General features: G+C 67.6%; 15 protein-coding genes. 13 read left to right on the top strand and 2 right to left on the bottom strand.

Features of this window, described 5'->3' with window-relative positions; genetic code table 11:
• The first annotated feature begins 10 nt into the window (after window positions 1–10).
• Window positions 11–802, top strand: a complete 792-nt coding sequence (locus E0E05_RS06085; RefSeq protein ID WP_131615907.1) for an IclR family transcriptional regulator — start codon at window positions 11–13, stop codon at window positions 800–802.
• Window positions 803–819: 17 nt separating this feature from the next.
• Here E0E05_RS06085 and E0E05_RS06080 read toward each other — a convergent pair whose 3' ends face one another.
• Window positions 820–1,719, bottom strand: coding sequence for a LysR substrate-binding domain-containing protein (locus E0E05_RS06080; protein WP_131615906.1), 900 nt, complete (start codon window positions 1,717–1,719; stop codon window positions 820–822).
• 285 nt (window positions 1,720–2,004) lie between these two features.
• Here E0E05_RS06080 and katG point away from each other — a divergent pair, with 285 nt between their 5' ends.
• The 3 genes from katG (at window position 2,005) to ggt (ending at window position 7,445) form a co-directional block, all read left to right on the top strand.
• The gene (gene katG / locus E0E05_RS06075) at window positions 2,005–4,200 is read left to right on the top strand and encodes a catalase/peroxidase HPI (protein WP_131615905.1); all 2,196 of its coding nucleotides are present in this window, start codon (window positions 2,005–2,007) and stop codon (window positions 4,198–4,200) included.
• A 226-nt stretch (window positions 4,201–4,426) separates the two neighbouring features.
• Window positions 4,427–5,557 carry a hypothetical protein gene (locus tag E0E05_RS06070; protein ID WP_131615904.1) on the top strand — a complete coding sequence of 377 codons (1,131 nt, stop codon included), beginning with the start codon at window positions 4,427–4,429 and terminating at the stop codon, window positions 5,555–5,557.
• 97 nt (window positions 5,558–5,654) lie between these two features.
• A complete protein-coding gene (gene ggt, locus E0E05_RS06065; protein WP_244598051.1) occupies window positions 5,655–7,445 on the top strand; it encodes a gamma-glutamyltransferase in 1,791 nt (596 codons plus the stop codon).
• Between the two features lie 33 nt (window positions 7,446–7,478).
• Here ggt and E0E05_RS06060 read toward each other — a convergent pair whose 3' ends face one another.
• Complete coding sequence (locus E0E05_RS06060; protein WP_131615902.1) at window positions 7,479–8,453, bottom strand: LysR family transcriptional regulator; 975 nt, start codon at window positions 8,451–8,453, stop codon at window positions 7,479–7,481.
• Between the two features lie 80 nt (window positions 8,454–8,533).
• Here E0E05_RS06060 and E0E05_RS06055 point away from each other — a divergent pair, with 80 nt between their 5' ends.
• From E0E05_RS06055 to E0E05_RS06015, 9 genes are read left to right on the top strand one after another with little or no spacing between them, the layout of a single operon-like run.
• Window positions 8,534–9,397, top strand: coding sequence for a dioxygenase family protein (locus tag E0E05_RS06055; RefSeq protein WP_131615901.1), 864 nt, complete (start codon window positions 8,534–8,536; stop codon window positions 9,395–9,397).
• A 24-nt stretch (window positions 9,398–9,421) separates the two neighbouring features.
• Complete coding sequence (locus E0E05_RS06050; RefSeq protein ID WP_131615900.1) at window positions 9,422–10,387, top strand: VOC family protein; 966 nt, start codon at window positions 9,422–9,424, stop codon at window positions 10,385–10,387.
• Between the two features lie 11 nt (window positions 10,388–10,398).
• Window positions 10,399–11,043, top strand: coding sequence for an alpha/beta hydrolase (locus E0E05_RS06045; RefSeq protein WP_158629287.1), 645 nt, complete (start codon window positions 10,399–10,401; stop codon window positions 11,041–11,043).
• Window positions 11,040–12,104 carry a maleylacetate reductase gene (locus E0E05_RS06040; RefSeq protein ID WP_131615898.1) on the top strand — a complete coding sequence of 355 codons (1,065 nt, stop codon included), beginning with the start codon at window positions 11,040–11,042 and terminating at the stop codon, window positions 12,102–12,104. The genes E0E05_RS06045 and E0E05_RS06040 overlap by 4 nt, the downstream gene beginning before the upstream one ends.
• A 25-nt stretch (window positions 12,105–12,129) precedes the next feature.
• On the top strand, window positions 12,130–13,410 hold the full coding sequence (locus tag E0E05_RS06035) for an ABC transporter substrate-binding protein (RefSeq protein WP_131615897.1): 1,281 nt from the start codon (window positions 12,130–12,132) through the stop codon (window positions 13,408–13,410).
• Window positions 13,328–14,191: an ABC transporter ATP-binding protein gene (locus tag E0E05_RS06030; protein WP_131615896.1), complete on the top strand. Its 864-nt coding sequence runs from the start codon at window positions 13,328–13,330 to the stop codon at window positions 14,189–14,191. Before E0E05_RS06035 ends, E0E05_RS06030 begins: the two co-directional genes overlap by 83 nt.
• A complete protein-coding gene (locus tag E0E05_RS06025; protein WP_131615895.1) occupies window positions 14,191–14,985 on the top strand; it encodes an ABC transporter ATP-binding protein in 795 nt (264 codons plus the stop codon). Before E0E05_RS06030 ends, E0E05_RS06025 begins: the two co-directional genes overlap by 1 nt.
• A 28-nt stretch (window positions 14,986–15,013) precedes the next feature.
• Window positions 15,014–15,877 carry a branched-chain amino acid ABC transporter permease gene (locus E0E05_RS06020; RefSeq protein WP_131615894.1) on the top strand — a complete coding sequence of 288 codons (864 nt, stop codon included), beginning with the start codon at window positions 15,014–15,016 and terminating at the stop codon, window positions 15,875–15,877.
• Entirely contained in the window at window positions 15,877–16,920 is a 1,044-nt protein-coding gene (locus E0E05_RS06015) for a branched-chain amino acid ABC transporter permease (protein WP_131615893.1), read from the top strand. Before E0E05_RS06020 ends, E0E05_RS06015 begins: the two co-directional genes overlap by 1 nt.
• Window positions 16,921–16,941: the final 21 nt, after the last annotated feature.

Raw genomic sequence — 16,941 nt, 5'->3', positions numbered from 1 at the left:
GAGACGTTCGATGAGCATCGACGACACGCACCCGACCGGCGCCAGGACCATCGAGGACCGCGACATATCGCTGACCTTCGCCAAGGGCATGGCCGTGCTGAAGGCGTTCGATCATGGCGAGACCCATCTGACACTGCCACGGATCGCCGAGACGACCGGGCTCGACCGCGCGGTGGCGCGACGGCTCGTGCTGACGCTGGTTCATCTTGGCTATGTCAGGCAGGACGGGCGCGTCTTCTCGCTGACCCCGCGCATCCTCGTCCTCGCCGGCGGCTTTCTGCATGCGCGCCAGTTCGGCAAGGTGATCGAGCCGGTGATCCGCACATTCTCGAGCCGCATCGGCGAGGCGATCTCGATGGCCATGATCGACGGCCACCAGGCCGTCTATGTCGCCCATGCCGGCGCGCGGCCCGAAGCGGTCAGCATCGGGTTCACGATCGGCTCGAAGGTGCCGCTCCTGACCACGGCGATCGGCCGGGCGCTGCTTGCGGGATGCGATGCGGGAACGGCGGAAACGCTCGTCGCGGAAGCGCCGCTCGAAGCGCATACCGAACGCACGATGCTGGACCGTGTCGCGATCGCCGAGGACGTCGCCGAAAGCCGACGCCGCGGCTATGCCTTCGTCGAAGGGCAGTTCGAAGCCGGAGTTGCCGCGCTCGCCACGCCCGTGCCGGCGGACGGAGGCGAGCCGGCGGCGCTCGGCGTCTCGGGCGATGCGATCCGCCTTGCCGATCCGGCGCGACGCGAAGAGATCGTCGAGGCACTGCGCGAGTGCGCCAAGGTCGTCGCCCGGCTCTTGTAGGGCGTGGCCGGACGGCGTCAGCGGTGGGGCTCGCCCGTCGCGCGCCCGATCTCGCCGGCGATCTGCTCGAGCTGGCCGGCGAGCGGACTGGTCCGCCGCCAAACCATGCCGATCGTCCGCGACGGTTCGGGCGCGGGAAAGCGCGCCACCGACACGGAGGCCGACCGGGTCTCGACGGGGACCGCCATTTCCGGGATCAGGGTCACGCCGATGCCGGCGCCGACCATCTGCACGAGCGTCGACAGCGAACTGGCATCGAGCACCTCGCGCGGGGGTGCGGTTCGCATCTTGCAGAAGGCGAGCGCCTGATCGCGGAAGCAATGGCCCTCCTCGAGCAGCAACAGGCGCATCTCGCGCAGCATCTCGGCGCTCGGCACGGGCTTGCCGTCATCGGCGCCGGGCCGGACCAGCACGAAATTCTCGGCGAACAGAGCGACCTCGGTCAGCGAGGGCTCGGAGACCGGCAGCGCCACGAGCGCCGCGTCGAGCCGCCCCTCGCCCAGTTCGGCGATAAGCCTCGGCGTGACCGTCTCGCGCACCCGCACCTCGAGCGCCGGATGCGCTTCGGCCAGCGCGCCGACAATCTTCGGCAGCAGATAGGGCGCAACGGTCGGGATGACGCCGAGCCGCAGCCGCCCGACGAGTTGCTCGCCCGAAGCACGGGCCAGGTCGCCCAGTTCGTCGACGGCCCGCAGGATTTCGCGCGCCCGTTCGGCGGCCTGCTCGCCGAAGCTCGTCAGGCGCAGGCGCCGCGGTCCGCGTTCGACCAGCATCGCGCCAAGCGCTTCCTCGAGCTCCTTGATCTGCATGGAAAGCGCCGGCTGCGAAATGGCGCAGGCTTGGGCGGCATGACCGAAATGGCCATGTCGCGCCAGCGCCTCGAAGTAGCGGAGCTGCTTGAGAGTCAGCGAATTCATAAGGCTGTCTTATCGCGCAAATCAAAAGAATCAAATTCCCCTGATCATGGCCCTCTGCTATCGCCGATCCGGGAGCGGCGCGTGACGCGGTGCGCACGCGGCCCCCGTCACCGCAGGACGGCCTACGGAGCGACCTCTTCCGATGACGCCAAAACGTCATCGTTGCGGTCTATCGGTCCACCGACGATGAAGCCCGGACCCGGCGAAACGCCGGACGAACCGGGACATGAGCGGGACATGGGGCGCCTGAACCGCGCGAGAAACGGACAATGACCGGAGGAAATGATGGACGCTATCGTTGACGACAAGACGGGCAAGTGCCCGTTCATCCACACCGCCTATGGCGCGCGCTCGAACCGCGACTGGTGGCCGAACCAGCTCAACCTGAAGATCCTGCACCAGAACTCGGCGCTGACCAGCCCGATGCAGCCCGACTACAGCTACGCCGAGGCGTTCAAGGCGCTCGATCTGGGCGAGGTCAAGAAGGACCTCTACGCGCTGATGACCGACAGCCAGGAATGGTGGCCGGCGGACTACGGCCATTACGGCCCGTTCTTCATCCGCATGGCCTGGCATTCGGCCGGCACCTATCGCATCGGCGACGGCCGCGGCGGCGGCGGCTCGGGCAGCCAGCGCTTCGCCCCGCTCAACTCCTGGCCCGACAACGCCAACCTCGACAAGGCGCGTCGCCTGCTGTGGCCGATCAAGAAGAAGTACGGCAACGCGCTGTCCTGGGCCGACCTGATGATCCTGGCCGGCAATTGCGCGCTCGAATCGATGGGCTTCAAGACGTTCGGTTTCGGCGGCGGCCGCGAGGATGTGTGGGAGCCCGAGGACGACGTCTACTGGGGCACCGAGGAAGAGTGGCTCGGCGACGAGCGTTATTCGGGTGATCGCGTGCTCGAGAACCCGCTTGCGGCCGTGCAGATGGGCCTGATCTACGTCAATCCGGAAGGGCCGAACGGCGAGCCCGACCCGGTCAAGGCGGCGCGCGACATTCGCGAGACCTTCGCGCGCATGGCCATGAACGACGAGGAGACCGTCGCGCTGATCGCCGGCGGCCACACGTTCGGCAAGACCCACGGCATCGGCGACCCCGAGCAGGTGGGCGCGGAGCCCGAAGGCGCCGACATCATCGAGCAGGGCCTGGGCTGGACCAGCCGGCACGAGACCGGTCGCGGCGTCCACACCTTCACCAGCGGTCTGGAAGGCCCCTGGACGCCGACGCCGACCAAGTGGGACATGACCTTCTTCGAGATGCTGTTCGGCCATGAGTGGGAGCTGACCAAGAGCCCCGCCGGCGCGTGGCAGTGGACGCCCAAGGACGTGGACGAGGCGCACATGGCGCCGCAGGTCGACGGCTCTGGCGAGAAGGTCAAGCCGATGATGCTGACCACCGACCTGGCGCTGCGCATGGACCCTGACTACGAGCCGATTGCGCGGCGGTTCCACGACAACCCCGACCAGTTCGCCGACGCGTTCGCCCGCGCCTGGTTCAAGCTGACCCACCGCGACATGGGTCCGAAGGTCCGCTATCTGGGCCCGGAAGTGCCGGACGAAGACCTGATCTGGCAGGATCCGGTGCCGGTCGTCGACCATGAACTGATCGACGCGGCCGACATCGCCGATCTCAAGGCGAAGATCCTGGCCACCGGCCTTTCGGTTTCCGAACTGGTCGCCACGGCCTGGGCTTCGGCCTCGACCTTCCGCGGCTCGGACAAGCGCGGCGGCGCCAATGGCGCGCGCATCCGCTTTGCGCCGCAGAAGGACTGGGAGGTCAACCAGCCCGACCAGCTCGCACGCGTGCTGGCCGAGCTCGAGGGCGTCCAGAAGGCCTTCAACGACGCCCAGTCGGGCGGCAAGAAGGTCTCGCTCGCCGACCTGATCGTGCTCGGCGGCGCCGCGGCGATCGAAAAGGCGGCCGCCGATGCCGGCCAGAAGATCGAGGTGCCGTTCGCGCCGGGCCGGACCGATGCGACCGAAGCGCAGACCGATGCGGAGTCGTTCGAACCGCTCGAGCCGCGCGCGGACGGCTTCCGCAACTACGTCCAGGCCGATTACGCTGTGCCCACCGAGGCGCTGCTAGTCGACCGGGCGCAGCTCCTGACGCTGACCGCGCCGGAAATGACCGTTCTGGTCGGCGGCATGCGGGCGCTCGGCGCCAATCATGGCGGCACCGCGCATGGCGTCTTCACCGACCGGCCGGGCCAGCTGACGAACGACTTCTTCGTCAATCTGCTCGACATGGGCGTCGCCTGGGCTCCCAGGGACGATGACGAGACCGTCTTCGAGGGCCGCGATCGCGCAACCGGCGAGGTCAAGTGGACCGGAACCCGCGTCGACCTGGTGTTCGGCTCGAACTCCCAGCTGCGGGCGCTCGCCGAAGCCTATGGCCAGGACGACGCGCAGGAGACGTTCGTGCGCGACTTCGTTGCCGCCTGGAACAAGGTGATGAACGCCGACCGGTTCGATCTGGCCTGATCGGGCGCCTGACGAGGGCGCGGCCTGCGGGCCGCGCTCTTTTCTCTTCCGGCTGGCGGGCGCGCCCGCCAGTTGCCCAAAACGACAAGGCTGCGCCCGCGTTGACCATTTCTTGACCATCCCGGCCTAAACCTGACCGTTAACCAGAGTGACGATGAACAGCTTGGCCATCGTGCCCAATTCTGCTGTTCATGATCTTTGGGCATTAGGACGTCGGGGAAACGGGATGGTGCTTTCAATTGCGTCAGGCAGGACACGCCAGGTCCTTTGTCTTGCGGGCTTCGCCCTGCTTGCGCTTGCGGCGCATCTTCTGACGCTCCAGGCCGGCTATCGCACACTTGAGAAGTACGAGCCCGACTGGACGACGATCGGACTGGTGCGGCTGACCGTAAGCGCCGTGGCCGCGCTCCTGCTCATGGCGGCGCTGCGCCAGTTCGGCGGGCAGCAGCCGGTTCAGGGCGATCTGCCGGGATGGCTGTTCGTCGCGATGTGGACGGCCTCGTTTCTGCTGCTCTACGCGGCTGCGCTGGCGGTCATCTACTGGCCGGACCAGCTTGAGCATCATGTCCGCGAGGGCGATTTCCTCAGCATCATGACGGAGGTGCTGTTCGTTGCGGCCCTCGTCTTTCTTTGCATCGCCGCCCGGCGGGCACGGCACGTGCGGACCGAGCGGCTCTTCGGCCTCGGCGCGCCGCTGATCATCATGGCCATCGCGGCCGTGGCGTTCATCGTCCTGATGGAGGAAGCATCCTGGGGGCAGCACTGGATCGGCTGGGCGACGCCGGGCATCTTCGAGGGCAACCTTCAGAACGAGACCAACCTGCACAATTTCTACACGTACCGGTTCGAGATGGCCTACTATTCGGCCGCGATCATCGCCTTCGTGCTGCTGCCCTACGCCTGGCCGGCCGAGCCGCCCCGCGCGCTGCGGGGCGCCAGCCTGTTCGTCCCCCCGCCCCTGTTCGCGGTCGCGTTCCTGCCGCTGTCGGGCTTCATGTACTTCAACTGGAACTGGGTCTTCTTCGGCATCTGGTTCGTCGCTTCGCTGTTCATTGCGGTCGACATCGCCCGCAGGGCGACAGGACCCGGCACGGTTTCGGGTTCGCTGGTGATGGGCGCGATGCTTGTCCTGTCACAGGTGATCTTCCTGATGCGCGGCGAGACGCTGGCCTGGGGGCATGAACTGACCGAAGTGCGCGAATTCGCGATCGCGATCGGCGTGCTCGGATATTCGGTCATGCTCTGGCGCCGGGTCGTGGCCCTGCGCGCCCGGTCCGCCGAGAGCGGGGCCGTCCATCCGGCCTCGGTGCCCGCGCCGGCGCCGCAAGAGGCCGGGCACGGCAAGCTGCGCCGATAAGCCGAGCGGGGCCGGCAACCGGCGACGAATTCTTTCCGAGACGCGGACGCATCTTTCTGGTTCACTGGACGCTCCAGCCGAACCGGAGGAAAACATGATGCGTGCAATCATGGCCATGGCCGCCATCGCGGTGCTGACGACGTCGGCGCTCGCGCAACAGTCGACAGACGCGGTCGCGCCGGAGACCGCCGGCGGCGGCATGATCTCCGGCCTTTCGGCCGAGGCGCGCGCGGCGCAGGACGCAAAGGCGGCCGGTCGGCCGGTGTCGGCGAATGACTGGATGGTCAGCGCGGCCAATCCGCTCGCGGTCGAGGCCGGCGCGGCGGTTCTGCGCGACGGCGGCAGCGCCGCGGACGCCATGGTCGCCGTCCAGGCGGTGCTCGGTCTTGTGGAACCGCAGTCGTCGGGGCTCGGCGGCGGAGCGTTTCTGGTCTGGTACGACGCGGCAACCGGGGAACTGACGACGCTCGACGGGCGCGAAACCGCGCCGCTCGCGGCGACGCCGACCCTGTTCCAGGACGAGGACGGCGAACCGCTGGGGTTCTTCGACGCCGTCGTCGGCGGCCTTTCCGTCGGAACGCCCGGCACGCCGGCCCTGATGGAGGAGGCTCACAGGCGATGGGGCCGGACGAACTGGCGCGCCCTGCTGGAGCCGGCCATCACGCTGGCCGACGAGGGGTTCGAGGTCTCGCCGCGGCTTGCCACCTCGGTGGCCGATGATCAGGAGCGCCTCGGCGCCTTTCCCCGCACGGCGGCCTACTTCCTTCCCGGCGGCGAGCCGATCGCGGCGGGAAGCATGCTGCAGAACCCGGCCTACGCCGACACGTTGCGGGCGATGGCCGAGCAGGGCGCGGCGGCACTATATGAGGGACCGATCGCCGAAGGGATCGTCGACACGGTGCGCTCGGCCGACGGCAATCCGGGCCTGCTGAGCCTTGAGGATCTGGCCCTTTACCGGGTCATCGAACGGCCCGCCGTGTGCGCGGCCTACCGTTCGCTTGACGTCTGCGGCATGGGGCCGCCATCGTCCGGCGCGCTCACGGTCGGGCAGATCCTCGGCATGGTGGATGCCTTCGATCTGGCCGATCTCGGCCCCGACAGCCCCGAAAGCTGGCGCATCATCGGCGATGCCTCGCGGCTGGCGTTCGCCGATCGCGGCCGGTACATGGCCGACAGCGATTTCGTGCCGATGCCGACCGAAGGGCTCGTCGACCCGGACTATCTGTCCGAACGCGCAACGCTGCTGTCCGGCGACGATGCGCTGCCGGAGGTCGCGCCCGGCAATCCCGGCTGGAGCCATGCGAGCCTGTGGGCGGACGACCAGTCGCTCGAACTGCCGTCCACCAGCCACATCTCGATCGTCGATGCGGACGGCAACGCCCTGTCGATGACGACGACGATCGAGAACGGGTTCGGCTCGCGGCTGATGACGCCGGGCGGGTTCCTGCTCAACAACGAACTGACCGACTTCTCCTTCCGCACGCACAGTGACGGCGTGCCGATCGCCAACCGGGTCGAGCCGGGCAAGCGTCCGCGTTCGTCCATGTCTCCGACCATCGTGATGGCCGACGGCGCGCCGGTTCTCGTGATCGGATCGCCCGGCGGCAGCCGCATCATCGGCTATGTCGCCAAGACGATCATCGCCCATGTCGACTGGGACATGGACATCCAGACCGCGATCGCGCTGCCGCACCTGGTCAACCGGTTCGGAACCTACGATCTCGAGGAGGCAACGCGCGCGACCGACCTGGGCGAGCCGTTGCAGGCGCTCGGCTACGAGGTGAACACGCGCGCCCTGACATCGGGCCTGCAGGCGATCGCGATCGGCGAGGACGGTCTGTCCGGCGGGGCCGATCCGCGCCGCGAGGGCATCGCGCTCGGCGAGTGATTTGGCCGGGCATTGCGTGGGGCGGACCGCCGGTCAGCGGCCGCTTCCGCCCTCGCCGCTCATACCCCAGACGATCGAGTTCTCGTGCCGCTTGATCAGCTGCCTGAGATCGTCGAACCGGTCGGTGATGTGCTGCGCCAGGCGCTCGGCGGCCGGCAGGCGCGGCCCGTCCGCCAGCCGCAGTATGCCGAGCGTCCGCGCCGGCTGCGGGATTTCCACCGGCAGAACCGTGATGCGCCTGTCCTTGCGGTGCGCGAAGACCACCGAGTGGGGCAGGACGGTCAGGGCATCGGTCTCCTCCAGATAGTTGAAGACCGACAGGAGCGAGCCGCCCGAGTAACGCACGTTGATCTCCGACATGCCGATCGACAGCAAGATGGCATGCAGATCGGCAAGCAGCGGCGATCCCGGCAGCGGTGCGATCCACGGATAGTCGATCAGGTCCTTTGTGGTCAGGCGCCGCTTCTGCAAAAGCGGATGGCCGGTGCGGCAGGCAACGATGTTGCGGCCCGGCAGGATCGGCGTGAAGACGAAACCGAGCGAGGCGTCGACGATGCCGAGCGGCGTGATGGCGAGATCGAGCTGGTTGGAAGAAATCCCGCTCTGCAGTTCGGGAAGGTTTCCGTAGGACTGGTCGACCCGGATGTCGGGCTGCTGCGTCTGGAACTCGCCGATCATACGGCTGATGAAAGCATCCATGAAGAACGGCACGCCGGCGATGCGCACGGTGCCGACCGAGCCGGTCCGGAAGCGCTGGACGGTCTCGGACGCCTTGCGCGATGCCTCAAGGATGATCCGGCCGTGCTCGGCCAGTTGCTGACCGATGATTGTCGGACGAAGCGGCCGGCGGCCGGGTTCAAAGATCGGCTCGCCCAGCCGCTTTTCCATCGCCGAGAGCGTGCGCGACAGGGCCGGCTGCGACAGGCCGAGCCGCGCGGCGGCGTCGGTGACGCTGCCCGTCTCGACCACGGCGGCGAGCTGTGCGAGGTGCTTCTCTTCGAGCTTCATAACAAATTGTTATGTTGCGGGCGAACAAAACAATAATCAAGCGTTGTGTGCCGCCTATAGTGGTCGCCGGGAGGAGATCGATGGAAGCGCGGATCACGCATTTGCCGGAGCGACGCCTTGCCGACCAGTTCGCGGCACGGGTGAACGGAGGCCCCGATCCCCTGCTCGCCAGAAGGCTGATCCGGCTGGTCGAGGTGGTCGGACGCCTTGTCGAGGAAGAGGGCATCGGACGCGAGGATCTGAGGGCGGTGATCGGCTTTCTGACCGAGGTGGGCCACGCATCCGATCCGCGGCGCCAGGAATGGGTGCTTCTGGCCGACACGCTCGGCATCACGAGCCTCGTGGAGGCCCAGGTCACGCATCGGCCGGCCGGCGCGACGCCCAACACGACCGCCGGCCCCTTCTACCGCACCGACGCGCCGGCCAAGGGCGACGGTGAGAGCATCTCGATCGATGGACGCGGAGACCCGCTGGTCCTGACCGTCGAGGTCACCGATCTCGATGGCGACCCCGTCGCCGGGGCAGCGATCGAAGTGTGGCAGGCGAACGGCGACGGACTCTACGAGAACCAGGCGCCCGACCTTCAGCCCGACCAGAACCTGCGCGGCATCTATCGCGCCGGCGAGGACGGCCGGGTCGTCGTCCGCACGGTGCGACCGGGCGGGTATCCGATCCCGCATGACGGCCCGGTGGGCGCGCTGCTCGCGCGGCTCGGCCTCAGTCCGAACCGCCCTGCCCACCTGCATTTCCGCATTTCCGCGCCGGGGTTCCAGACCCTGACCACGCACGTGTTCGACGGCGAGGACCCGGCCATCGAGACCGATCCGCTCTTTGCGGTCCACCCCGCGCTCGTGACCCGCTTTGCGCGCTGCAAGGACGGGAGCTTCGAGGCGAGCCACCGTTTCATTCTCGCCCGGGCACGGCCGGGGCGGGAAGACACCTGACAAGACGAGAGGGAGGCGAACGCCATGTCGGCAATCAGCGGCTACCACCACCTGACCATGAGCACCGATGGCGCTCAGGAGGATTACGACTTCTTCACCAAGGATCTCGGTCTTTACTCGGTGAAGCGCACCGTGCTGTTCGACGGAGTGCTGCCCGTCTACCACCTCTATTACGGCTCCAGAAACGGTGACGAATCGACGATCATCACGACCTTTCCCTTCCGCAAGCCCGGCATCTATGGCCGGCGCGGCACGAACCAGTCCAAGATCGTGCAGCAGGCAATCCCCGTGGGCGCATCCGGGTTCTGGATCGACCGCCTGAACGAGCGCGGGATAGAGGCGAGGAAGGCCAACCGCTTCGGCCTCGACCGGGTCGATTTCCGCCACCCCTCGGGCATCGAGATGCAGCTCGTCGAGAACCCCGGCGACAACCGCACGCCGATCGCCAACGAGGCCCAGGGGATCTCGTCCGAGCACGGCATCAAGGGCATCTATGGCGGCGTCGTGGCGGTCACGGACCGCAATGCGATGGACGACTTCCTGACCATCGCGCTGCCGCTCAGGAAGATGGCGGACGATGAAGACGGCATGGCCTACGAAGTCCCCAATCCGAACGGGCCGACGAGCGTCGTCGAGATCACCGAGGTGCGCGACGAGCCGCAGGGCACATGGACCCTGTCGGGCGGGACCATCCACCATTTCGCGCTCAACACCGGCGACGAGGAAAGCCAGCTCAAGCTGCGCGCCCATATCGAGGGCCTCGGGTTCACCGACATCTCCGAGCAGAAGGACCGGATGTACTTCAAGTCCTGCTACGTGCGTTCGCCCGGCGGCGCGCTGTTCGAGCTGGCGTGGACGGTCCCAGAGGGCTGGGCCAAGGACGAACCGGCCGACGCGATCGGCACGACGCTCGTCTTCCCGCCATGGTTCGAGGATCGCAAGGAAGAGCTGAAGGCCGGCCTCGAGCCCGCCAGCTTCCAGGACGCCTGAGGAGCGAACCGGTGTCGCAAGCCATCCATCACGGGGCATCCGCCGATCAGGCACGAACGGTCTGCGTGTTCGTGCACGGGCGCGGCCAGACACCCGAACAGATGGTGGAAACCGTCCTGCCGCGCCTCGATGCGGCCGGCGTCAGCTTCCGTCTGCCGCGCTCCCCGGGTGAGGCTTGGTACGATGCGCGCGCAATCGATCCGCTCAATGGGCAGACATCGGCGCAGGTGAGCAAGGCGCTGGACATCATCGCCGACGAGATGGAGCGGGCGCGGCGGGACTGTCCAGGGATGCCGGTCGTGCTTGCCGGCTTTTCGCAGGGTGCGTGCCTGACCGTCGAATATCTGATGCGCGGCGGCCGGGCGGACGCGGCGGCGATCCTGACGGGATGCCGCGTCGGCGGCGAGGAGGACGACCTGCCCCGCGCCGCGCTGGGCGGCATGCCCGTCTACGCCAGTTGCGGCGATGACGATCCGTGGATTCCGCTGCCCGCCTTCCAGCGTGTGCTCGCCGATATCGCCGCATCGGGCGCCCGGCTGCGGGCCGACATCATTCCCGGGCGCGGTCACGAAGTCGATGCGGAGGAATGCGAGGCGTTCTCGCGGCTTCTGGCGGCCGTGGCGGCTTCGGGACGCGCGCTGGAGCGGACACAATGAGCACTCTTCTCGACGGCTTTGTGTTTCCAGGCGTGCCGACGCGCGTGCTGTTCGGGGCGGGCACGCTTGCCCAGGTCGGCGACGAGGTCGGTCAGCTTGGCCGGGCGCGTGCGCTCGTCCTGTCGACCCCGCACCAGTCGGACCAAGCCGGCAAACTTGCGGACGCGCTTGGCGAACGCGCCGTCGGCACCTTCACCGAAGCGGCGATGCACACGCCGGTCTCTGTCACCGAACGGGCCCTCGACGCCTATCGGACGTCCGGCGCGGACTGCGTGGTCGCGCTTGGCGGCGGATCGACGATCGGCCTTGGCAAGGCGATCGCCACGCGCACCGGCGCCGACCAGATCGCCGTTCCGACCACCTATGCGGGTTCGGAGATGACCGACATTCTCGGCGAGACCGACGCCGGCCGGAAGACAACGCGGCGCGACGCCTCGATCCGTCCGGAGGTGGTCGTCTACGATGTCGACCTCACGCTCGGGCTGCCCTCGGCGATGACCGTCACCTCCGCGCTCAACGCGATCGCGCACGGGGTCGAGGCGCTCTACGCGCCGGACGCCAACCCGGTCACGAGCCTTCTGGCGGTGGACGGCATCGGCGCCTTCCGCGACGGTCTGCCGGCGGTTTCGAAGGAGCCCACCGACCGGGACGCGCGGTCCAAGGTCCTTTACGGCGCGTGGCTGTGCTCGCTTGCGCTCGGCTACACCACGATGTCGCTGCACCACAAGCTGGCGCACGTGCTCGGCGGCAGCTTCGGGACGCCCCATGCGGAAACGCACGCGATCCTCCTGCCGCACACGGCGGGCTTCAACGCGGCGGCGACCGACCGGCTCGGCGCGATCGCGGAGATGTTCGGCGGTTCGGTCGGCGGTGGCCTTTGGGACTTCGCCAGGTCTCTCGGCGCGCCGCTGCGGCTGTCCGATCTCGGTCTGAGCGAGGACGATCTCGATCGCGCTTCGGCGATCGCCGTCGAGAACAGCTATGCCAACCCGCGCCCGTTTGACCAGAACGATATCAGGGCGCTCCTACAGGCTGCCTGGGAGGGCAGCCGGCCCGACTGAGCAGTGAAAAAGGGAGGAATAGACAATGATCACGCGAAGAAGACTTCTGAAATCGGGCGCCGCCGGCGGCCTCGTCCTGTCCGCCGGCGGGCTCGCCGCGCCCGCGCTGGCACAGGGAACCACGGTCCGGATCGGCTATGTCAGTCCCCAGACCGGGCCGCTTGCCGGCTTCGCCGAGGCGGACGCGTTCACCATCGAGATGTTCAACCGGGTCGCCGCCGAACAGGGACTGAACGTCGAGGTGCTGGTCCGGGACAGCCAGTCCAATCCCAACCGCGCCGCGGACGTGGCGCAGGAACTCATCATCGACGACGAGATCCATCTGATGCTGGTCGCCTCCACACCGGAGACGACCAACCCCGTTTCGACGGTCTGCGAGAGCGAGGGCATCCCGACGATCTCGACCAAGGCGCCCTGGCAGCCATGGTTCATCGGACAGCAGGGCAATCCCGGCGCGCCCGACAGCTGGCGGCCCTTCGACTACACGTTCCACTATTTCTGGGGGCTCGAGGACGTCATTGCCGTCTTCACCAACATGTGGGACCAGCTCGACACCAACAAGCAGGTGGGCGGCCTGTTCCCGAACGATGCGGACGGCAATGCCTGGGGCGATCCGAACGTGGGCGTCGCGCCGGGCTTTGCGCAGGCCGGATACACCACCGTCGATCCGGGCCGCTACCAGAACCTGACCGACGACTTTTCCGCGCAGATCAACGCGTTCCGGCAGGCCAACTGCGAGATCGTCACGGGCGTCGTCATTCCGCCCGACTTCACGACGTTCCGCAACCAGGCGATCCAGCAGGGTTTCGAGCCCAAGGCGATCACCGTCGCCAAGGCGATCCTCTTCCCGCAGTCGGTCGAGACGCTCGGCGAAGCGGGCCACAACTTGTCGTCGGAAGTGTGGTGGTCGGCCAATCACCCGTTCACCTCCTCGCTGACCGGTCAGGGCTGCGGCGAACTCGCCGCGGCCTTCACCGAGGCCACCGGACGCCCCTGGACGCAGCCGATCGGTTTCGTGCATTCGCTGTTCGAGATGGCGGCCGATGTCATCAAGCGGGCGGATGATCCGACCGACCCGGACCTGATGGCCGAGACGATCGCCGCCACCGACCTTCAGACGATCGTCGGCCGCGTTGCCTGGAACGGCGAAGGCGTGCCGCCCTTTGCCGCCCAGAACGTCTGCAAGACACCGCTGGTGGGCGGTCAGTGGCGCCGCCAGGACGATGGCGCCTTCGACCTCGTCGTCGTCGACAACAAGACCGCGCCCGACATCCCGACCCAGGGCGTCATGGAGCCGCTGGCCTGACAGAAAGCGGCGGCCCGGCCATGATGCCGGGCCGCCTTCCTCAAGCGAGGAACCGGGGAGGAGCGCCATTCTTTCGCTGCACGATGTTTCGAAGAGCTTCGGCGCCCTGAAGGTCGCCGACGCCATCAGCTTCGATCTGCCCGAGGGGCAGGCGCTTGGCATCATCGGGCCAAACGGCGCCGGCAAGTCGACGCTCTTCAATCTGATCACCGGCAATCTCGCACCCGATGCGGGCCGCATCGAGTATCTGGGGCGCGATGTGACCCGGACCCCGCCGATGCAGCGCTGCCTGGCCGGCATGGGCCGGTCGTTCCAGATACCGCAGCCTTTCAACCGACTGACCGTGTTCGAGAACCTGCTGGTCGCCGCGACCCACGGGCAGGATCGGACGGAGAGCGATGTCGTTGACGACGTCGCCCGCATCCTCGAGCGGACCGAACTGATCGAGGTGGCCAACAGGCCGGCCGGCGGCCTGACGCTGCTGCAGCGCAAGCGGCTGGAGCTCGCCCGGGCGATGGCGACGCAGCCCCGGCTGCTGCTGCTGGACGAAATCGCCGGCGGACTGACCGACGCCGAATGCACCGCGCTGATCGAGACCATCCGCGCGCTGCATGCAGGCGGCGTCACGATCATCTGGATCGAGCATGTCCTTCACGCGCTCACCGCCGTCGTCGAACGCCTGCTCGTTCTGGATTTCGGGCGGGTGATCGGGCTGGGCGACCCGGCCGAGATCATGGACAGCCGCGAGGTCAAGGAGATCTATCTGGGGATCGAGGTCTGATGGCGCTGCTCGAGACCACAGGGCTGACGGCCCGCTACGGTGACTTCCAGGCGCTGTTCGGCGTCGACGTCCGGCTCGAAGAGGGCGAGACCGTCGCCATCATCGGCGCGAACGGAGCCGGCAAGACGACGCTGATGCGCTCGATCACCGGTGTGCTGCGGGGCGCTCCCGACGAGATCTGCCACAAGGGCGTCAGCATCGGCCACCTGATGCCCGATACGATCATGAAGCGCGGCATCGTCATGGTGCCCGAGGGACGCCGCCTTTTCCCGTCGTTGACGGTCGAGGAGAATTTGCTGATCGGCGGGCAGCACAAGGGCGGGCGCGACCTCGGCGACCGGATCGACGGGTTCATCAGCCGGTTCACCGGCGGCCCCAATCCGATGGAGCTTGCGGCCGGGCACGATGGCTCGGGCGTGTGGTCGCTCGATGCGATCTACACCCTTTTTCCGGTGCTGAAGGAACGCCGGCACAATCCCGGTACGGCGCTTTCGGGCGGCCAGCAGCAGATGGTCGCCATCGGGCGGGCGCTCATGTCGAACCCCGAAATCCTTCTGTGCGACGAGATCAGTCTCGGCCTCGCGCCGGTCGTGATCCGCGACATCTATGCGGCGCTCCCGAAGATCAAGGAGGCGGGCACCAGCGTCATCGTGGTCGAGCAGGACATCGGCCAAGCGCTCAAGGTCGCCGACCGGGTCTATTGCATGATGGAAGGCCGGATCACCCTGGAAGGGCGACCCGACCAGATCAGCCGCGACGACATCCACGCGGCCTATTTCGGAGCGCCGGCATGAACCCGCACAAGCGGCAGGGAGGAACGGCGTGATCTGGATCGACACGATCGTGCAAGGCGTGCTGCTGGGCGGGCTCTACGCCCTGTTCGCCGCCGGGCTGAGCCTGGTTTTCGGCATCATGCGGCTCGTCAACCTCGCCCATGGCGACCTGATCGTCATGGGCGCCTATCTGATCCTGGTGATCGTCTCGGTGCTCGGTCTCGATCCGTTCGTGGCGGCGCTGTTCGCCGCTCCCGTGATGTTCGTGTTCGGCTGGGTCCTGCAGAAGGCCGTCCTGAACCGGACGCTCGGCGAGGACATCCTTCCGCCGCTGCTTGTGACGTTCGGCCTGTCGGTCGTGATCCAGAACAGCCTGCTCGAGGGCTTTTCGGCCGACAGCCAGCGCATCTCCATGGGCGCCCTTGAGACCGCCTCGGTCGATATCGGCCCGGTCACGGTGGGCCTGCTGCCGCTTCTGACCTTCGCCTCGGCGATCGTCGTCATCGTGGGGCTCAACCAGATCTTCTATCGCACCGCCATCGGAAGGGCGTTCCGGGCGACCTCGGACGATCCGGTCACCGCCAGCCTGATGGGCATCCGGCCCGACCGCGTGTTCGCCACGGCGATGGGCCTGGCGCTGGTCGTGGTGACGATCGCGGCCCTCTACCTGGGGACACGATCGAACTTCGACCCCTATGTCGGCCCGGCACGGCTGATCTACGCCTTCGAGGCGGTGATCATCGGTGGCCTCGGCTCCCTGTGGGGGACGCTGGCGGGCGGCATCATCATCGGCGTGGCGCAGACCGTGGGCGCCGCGATCAACCCCGAATGGCAGATCCTTGCCGGCCATGTCGCGTTTCTGATCGTGTTGCTGATCCGGCCGCGCGGCCTCTTTCCAAGGGCGGTCGACTGATGGCTACCACCTATTCCGTCTCCGCCCGCACGCGGGTTGCCACGATCAGCGGCATTGCCGCCATAGCGCTCCTCGGCGTTGCGATCGTGCTGCCGGCCTTCGCCTCGCGCAGCCTGATCCAAGACCTCTTCTTCATCCTGACCATGCTGACGCTTGCGCAACTATGGAACCTTCTTGCGGGCTATAGCGGCCTGGTCAGCGTCGGCCAGCAGGCGTTCGTGGGCTTCGGGGCCTACATGCTGTTCGGCGCGACCATACTTTGGGGCGTCAACCCGGTCGCGGCGCTGTTCCTTTCGGGCGTCTTCGCGCTTCTTCTCGCCATCCCCACGGCGTTTTTCGTGTTCCGTCTCAGCGGGGCCTATTTCGCGATCGGGACCTGGGTGGTTGCCGAAGTCGTCCGCCTGAGCGTTGCGCAATGGCAGGCGGTGGGCGGCGGCACGGGCACCTCGCTGCCGCGTGATGCGCGGGACAAGATGTGGGGCGTCGAATGGATCGAGGCGCTTTTCGACGTCCGCGCCTCGGCCGCGCGCGACATCCTGGCATACTGGCTCGCTCTGGCGCTCGCGGCCGCCACGATCGGCGGCATCTACTGGTTCCTGCGCACAAGGCGTGGCCTGGCGCTCGCGGCGCTGCGCGACAATGTCGAGGCCGCCAAGTCCGTGGGCGTCGACGCCGCGCGCATGAAGTGGATCGTCTTCCTCGTGGCGGCCTTCGGCGCGGGCATCGCGGGCGGGCTGATCTTTCTTCAGAACGGCCGCATCAGCCCAGACAGCGCCTTTGCGGTGACGCAGTGGACCGCCTTCGTGATCTTCATCGTGGTGATCGGCGGCATCGGCACGCTCGAGGGCCCCATCGTCGGCGTGCTCGTCTTCTTCTTCCTGCAGGAACTGCTGGCCGACTATGGCGCGGTCTACCTGATCGTGCTGGGGCTCCTGGGCATCGTCATCATGCTGTTCGCGCCGACGGGCCTGTGGGGGTTCTTCGCCCGACGAACCGGAATCGCGCTGTTCCCCACGCAGCGCAGGCTCGAGATCAAACGCTGACCGCAAGCGCGTGAAGTCGAC

It is taken from the genome of Roseitalea porphyridii (genome assembly GCF_004331955.1).
GTDB classification, from domain to species: Bacteria; Pseudomonadota; Alphaproteobacteria; order Rhizobiales; family Rhizobiaceae; genus Roseitalea; species Roseitalea porphyridii.
This window is presented reverse-complemented; position numbering and strand designations above follow the sequence as displayed.

Bases quoted from the DNA above. Each gene is read 5' to 3' on its own strand.
- E0E05_RS06085 (WP_131615907.1), top strand. From the start codon at position 11: ATGAGCATCGACGACACGCACCCGACCGGCGCCAGGACCATCGAGGAC.
- E0E05_RS06080 (WP_131615906.1), bottom strand. From the start codon at position 1,719: ATGAATTCGCTGACTCTCAAGCAGCTCCGCTACTTCGAGGCGCTGGCG.
- katG (WP_131615905.1), top strand. From the start codon at position 2,005: ATGGACGCTATCGTTGACGACAAGACGGGCAAGTGCCCGTTCATCCAC.
- E0E05_RS06070 (WP_131615904.1), top strand. From the start codon at position 4,427: ATGGTGCTTTCAATTGCGTCAGGCAGGACACGCCAGGTCCTTTGTCTT.
- ggt (WP_244598051.1), top strand. From the start codon at position 5,655: ATGCGTGCAATCATGGCCATGGCCGCCATCGCGGTGCTGACGACGTCG.
- E0E05_RS06060 (WP_131615902.1), bottom strand. From the start codon at position 8,453: ATGAAGCTCGAAGAGAAGCACCTCGCACAGCTCGCCGCCGTGGTCGAG.
- E0E05_RS06055 (WP_131615901.1), top strand. From the start codon at position 8,534: ATGGAAGCGCGGATCACGCATTTGCCGGAGCGACGCCTTGCCGACCAG.
- E0E05_RS06050 (WP_131615900.1), top strand. From the start codon at position 9,422: ATGTCGGCAATCAGCGGCTACCACCACCTGACCATGAGCACCGATGGC.
- E0E05_RS06040 (WP_131615898.1), top strand. From the start codon at position 11,040: ATGAGCACTCTTCTCGACGGCTTTGTGTTTCCAGGCGTGCCGACGCGC.
- E0E05_RS06035 (WP_131615897.1), top strand. From the start codon at position 12,130: ATGATCACGCGAAGAAGACTTCTGAAATCGGGCGCCGCCGGCGGCCTC.
- E0E05_RS06030 (WP_131615896.1), top strand. From the start codon at position 13,328: ATGGCGCCTTCGACCTCGTCGTCGTCGACAACAAGACCGCGCCCGACA.
- E0E05_RS06025 (WP_131615895.1), top strand. From the start codon at position 14,191: ATGGCGCTGCTCGAGACCACAGGGCTGACGGCCCGCTACGGTGACTTC.
- E0E05_RS06015 (WP_131615893.1), top strand. From the start codon at position 15,877: ATGGCTACCACCTATTCCGTCTCCGCCCGCACGCGGGTTGCCACGATC.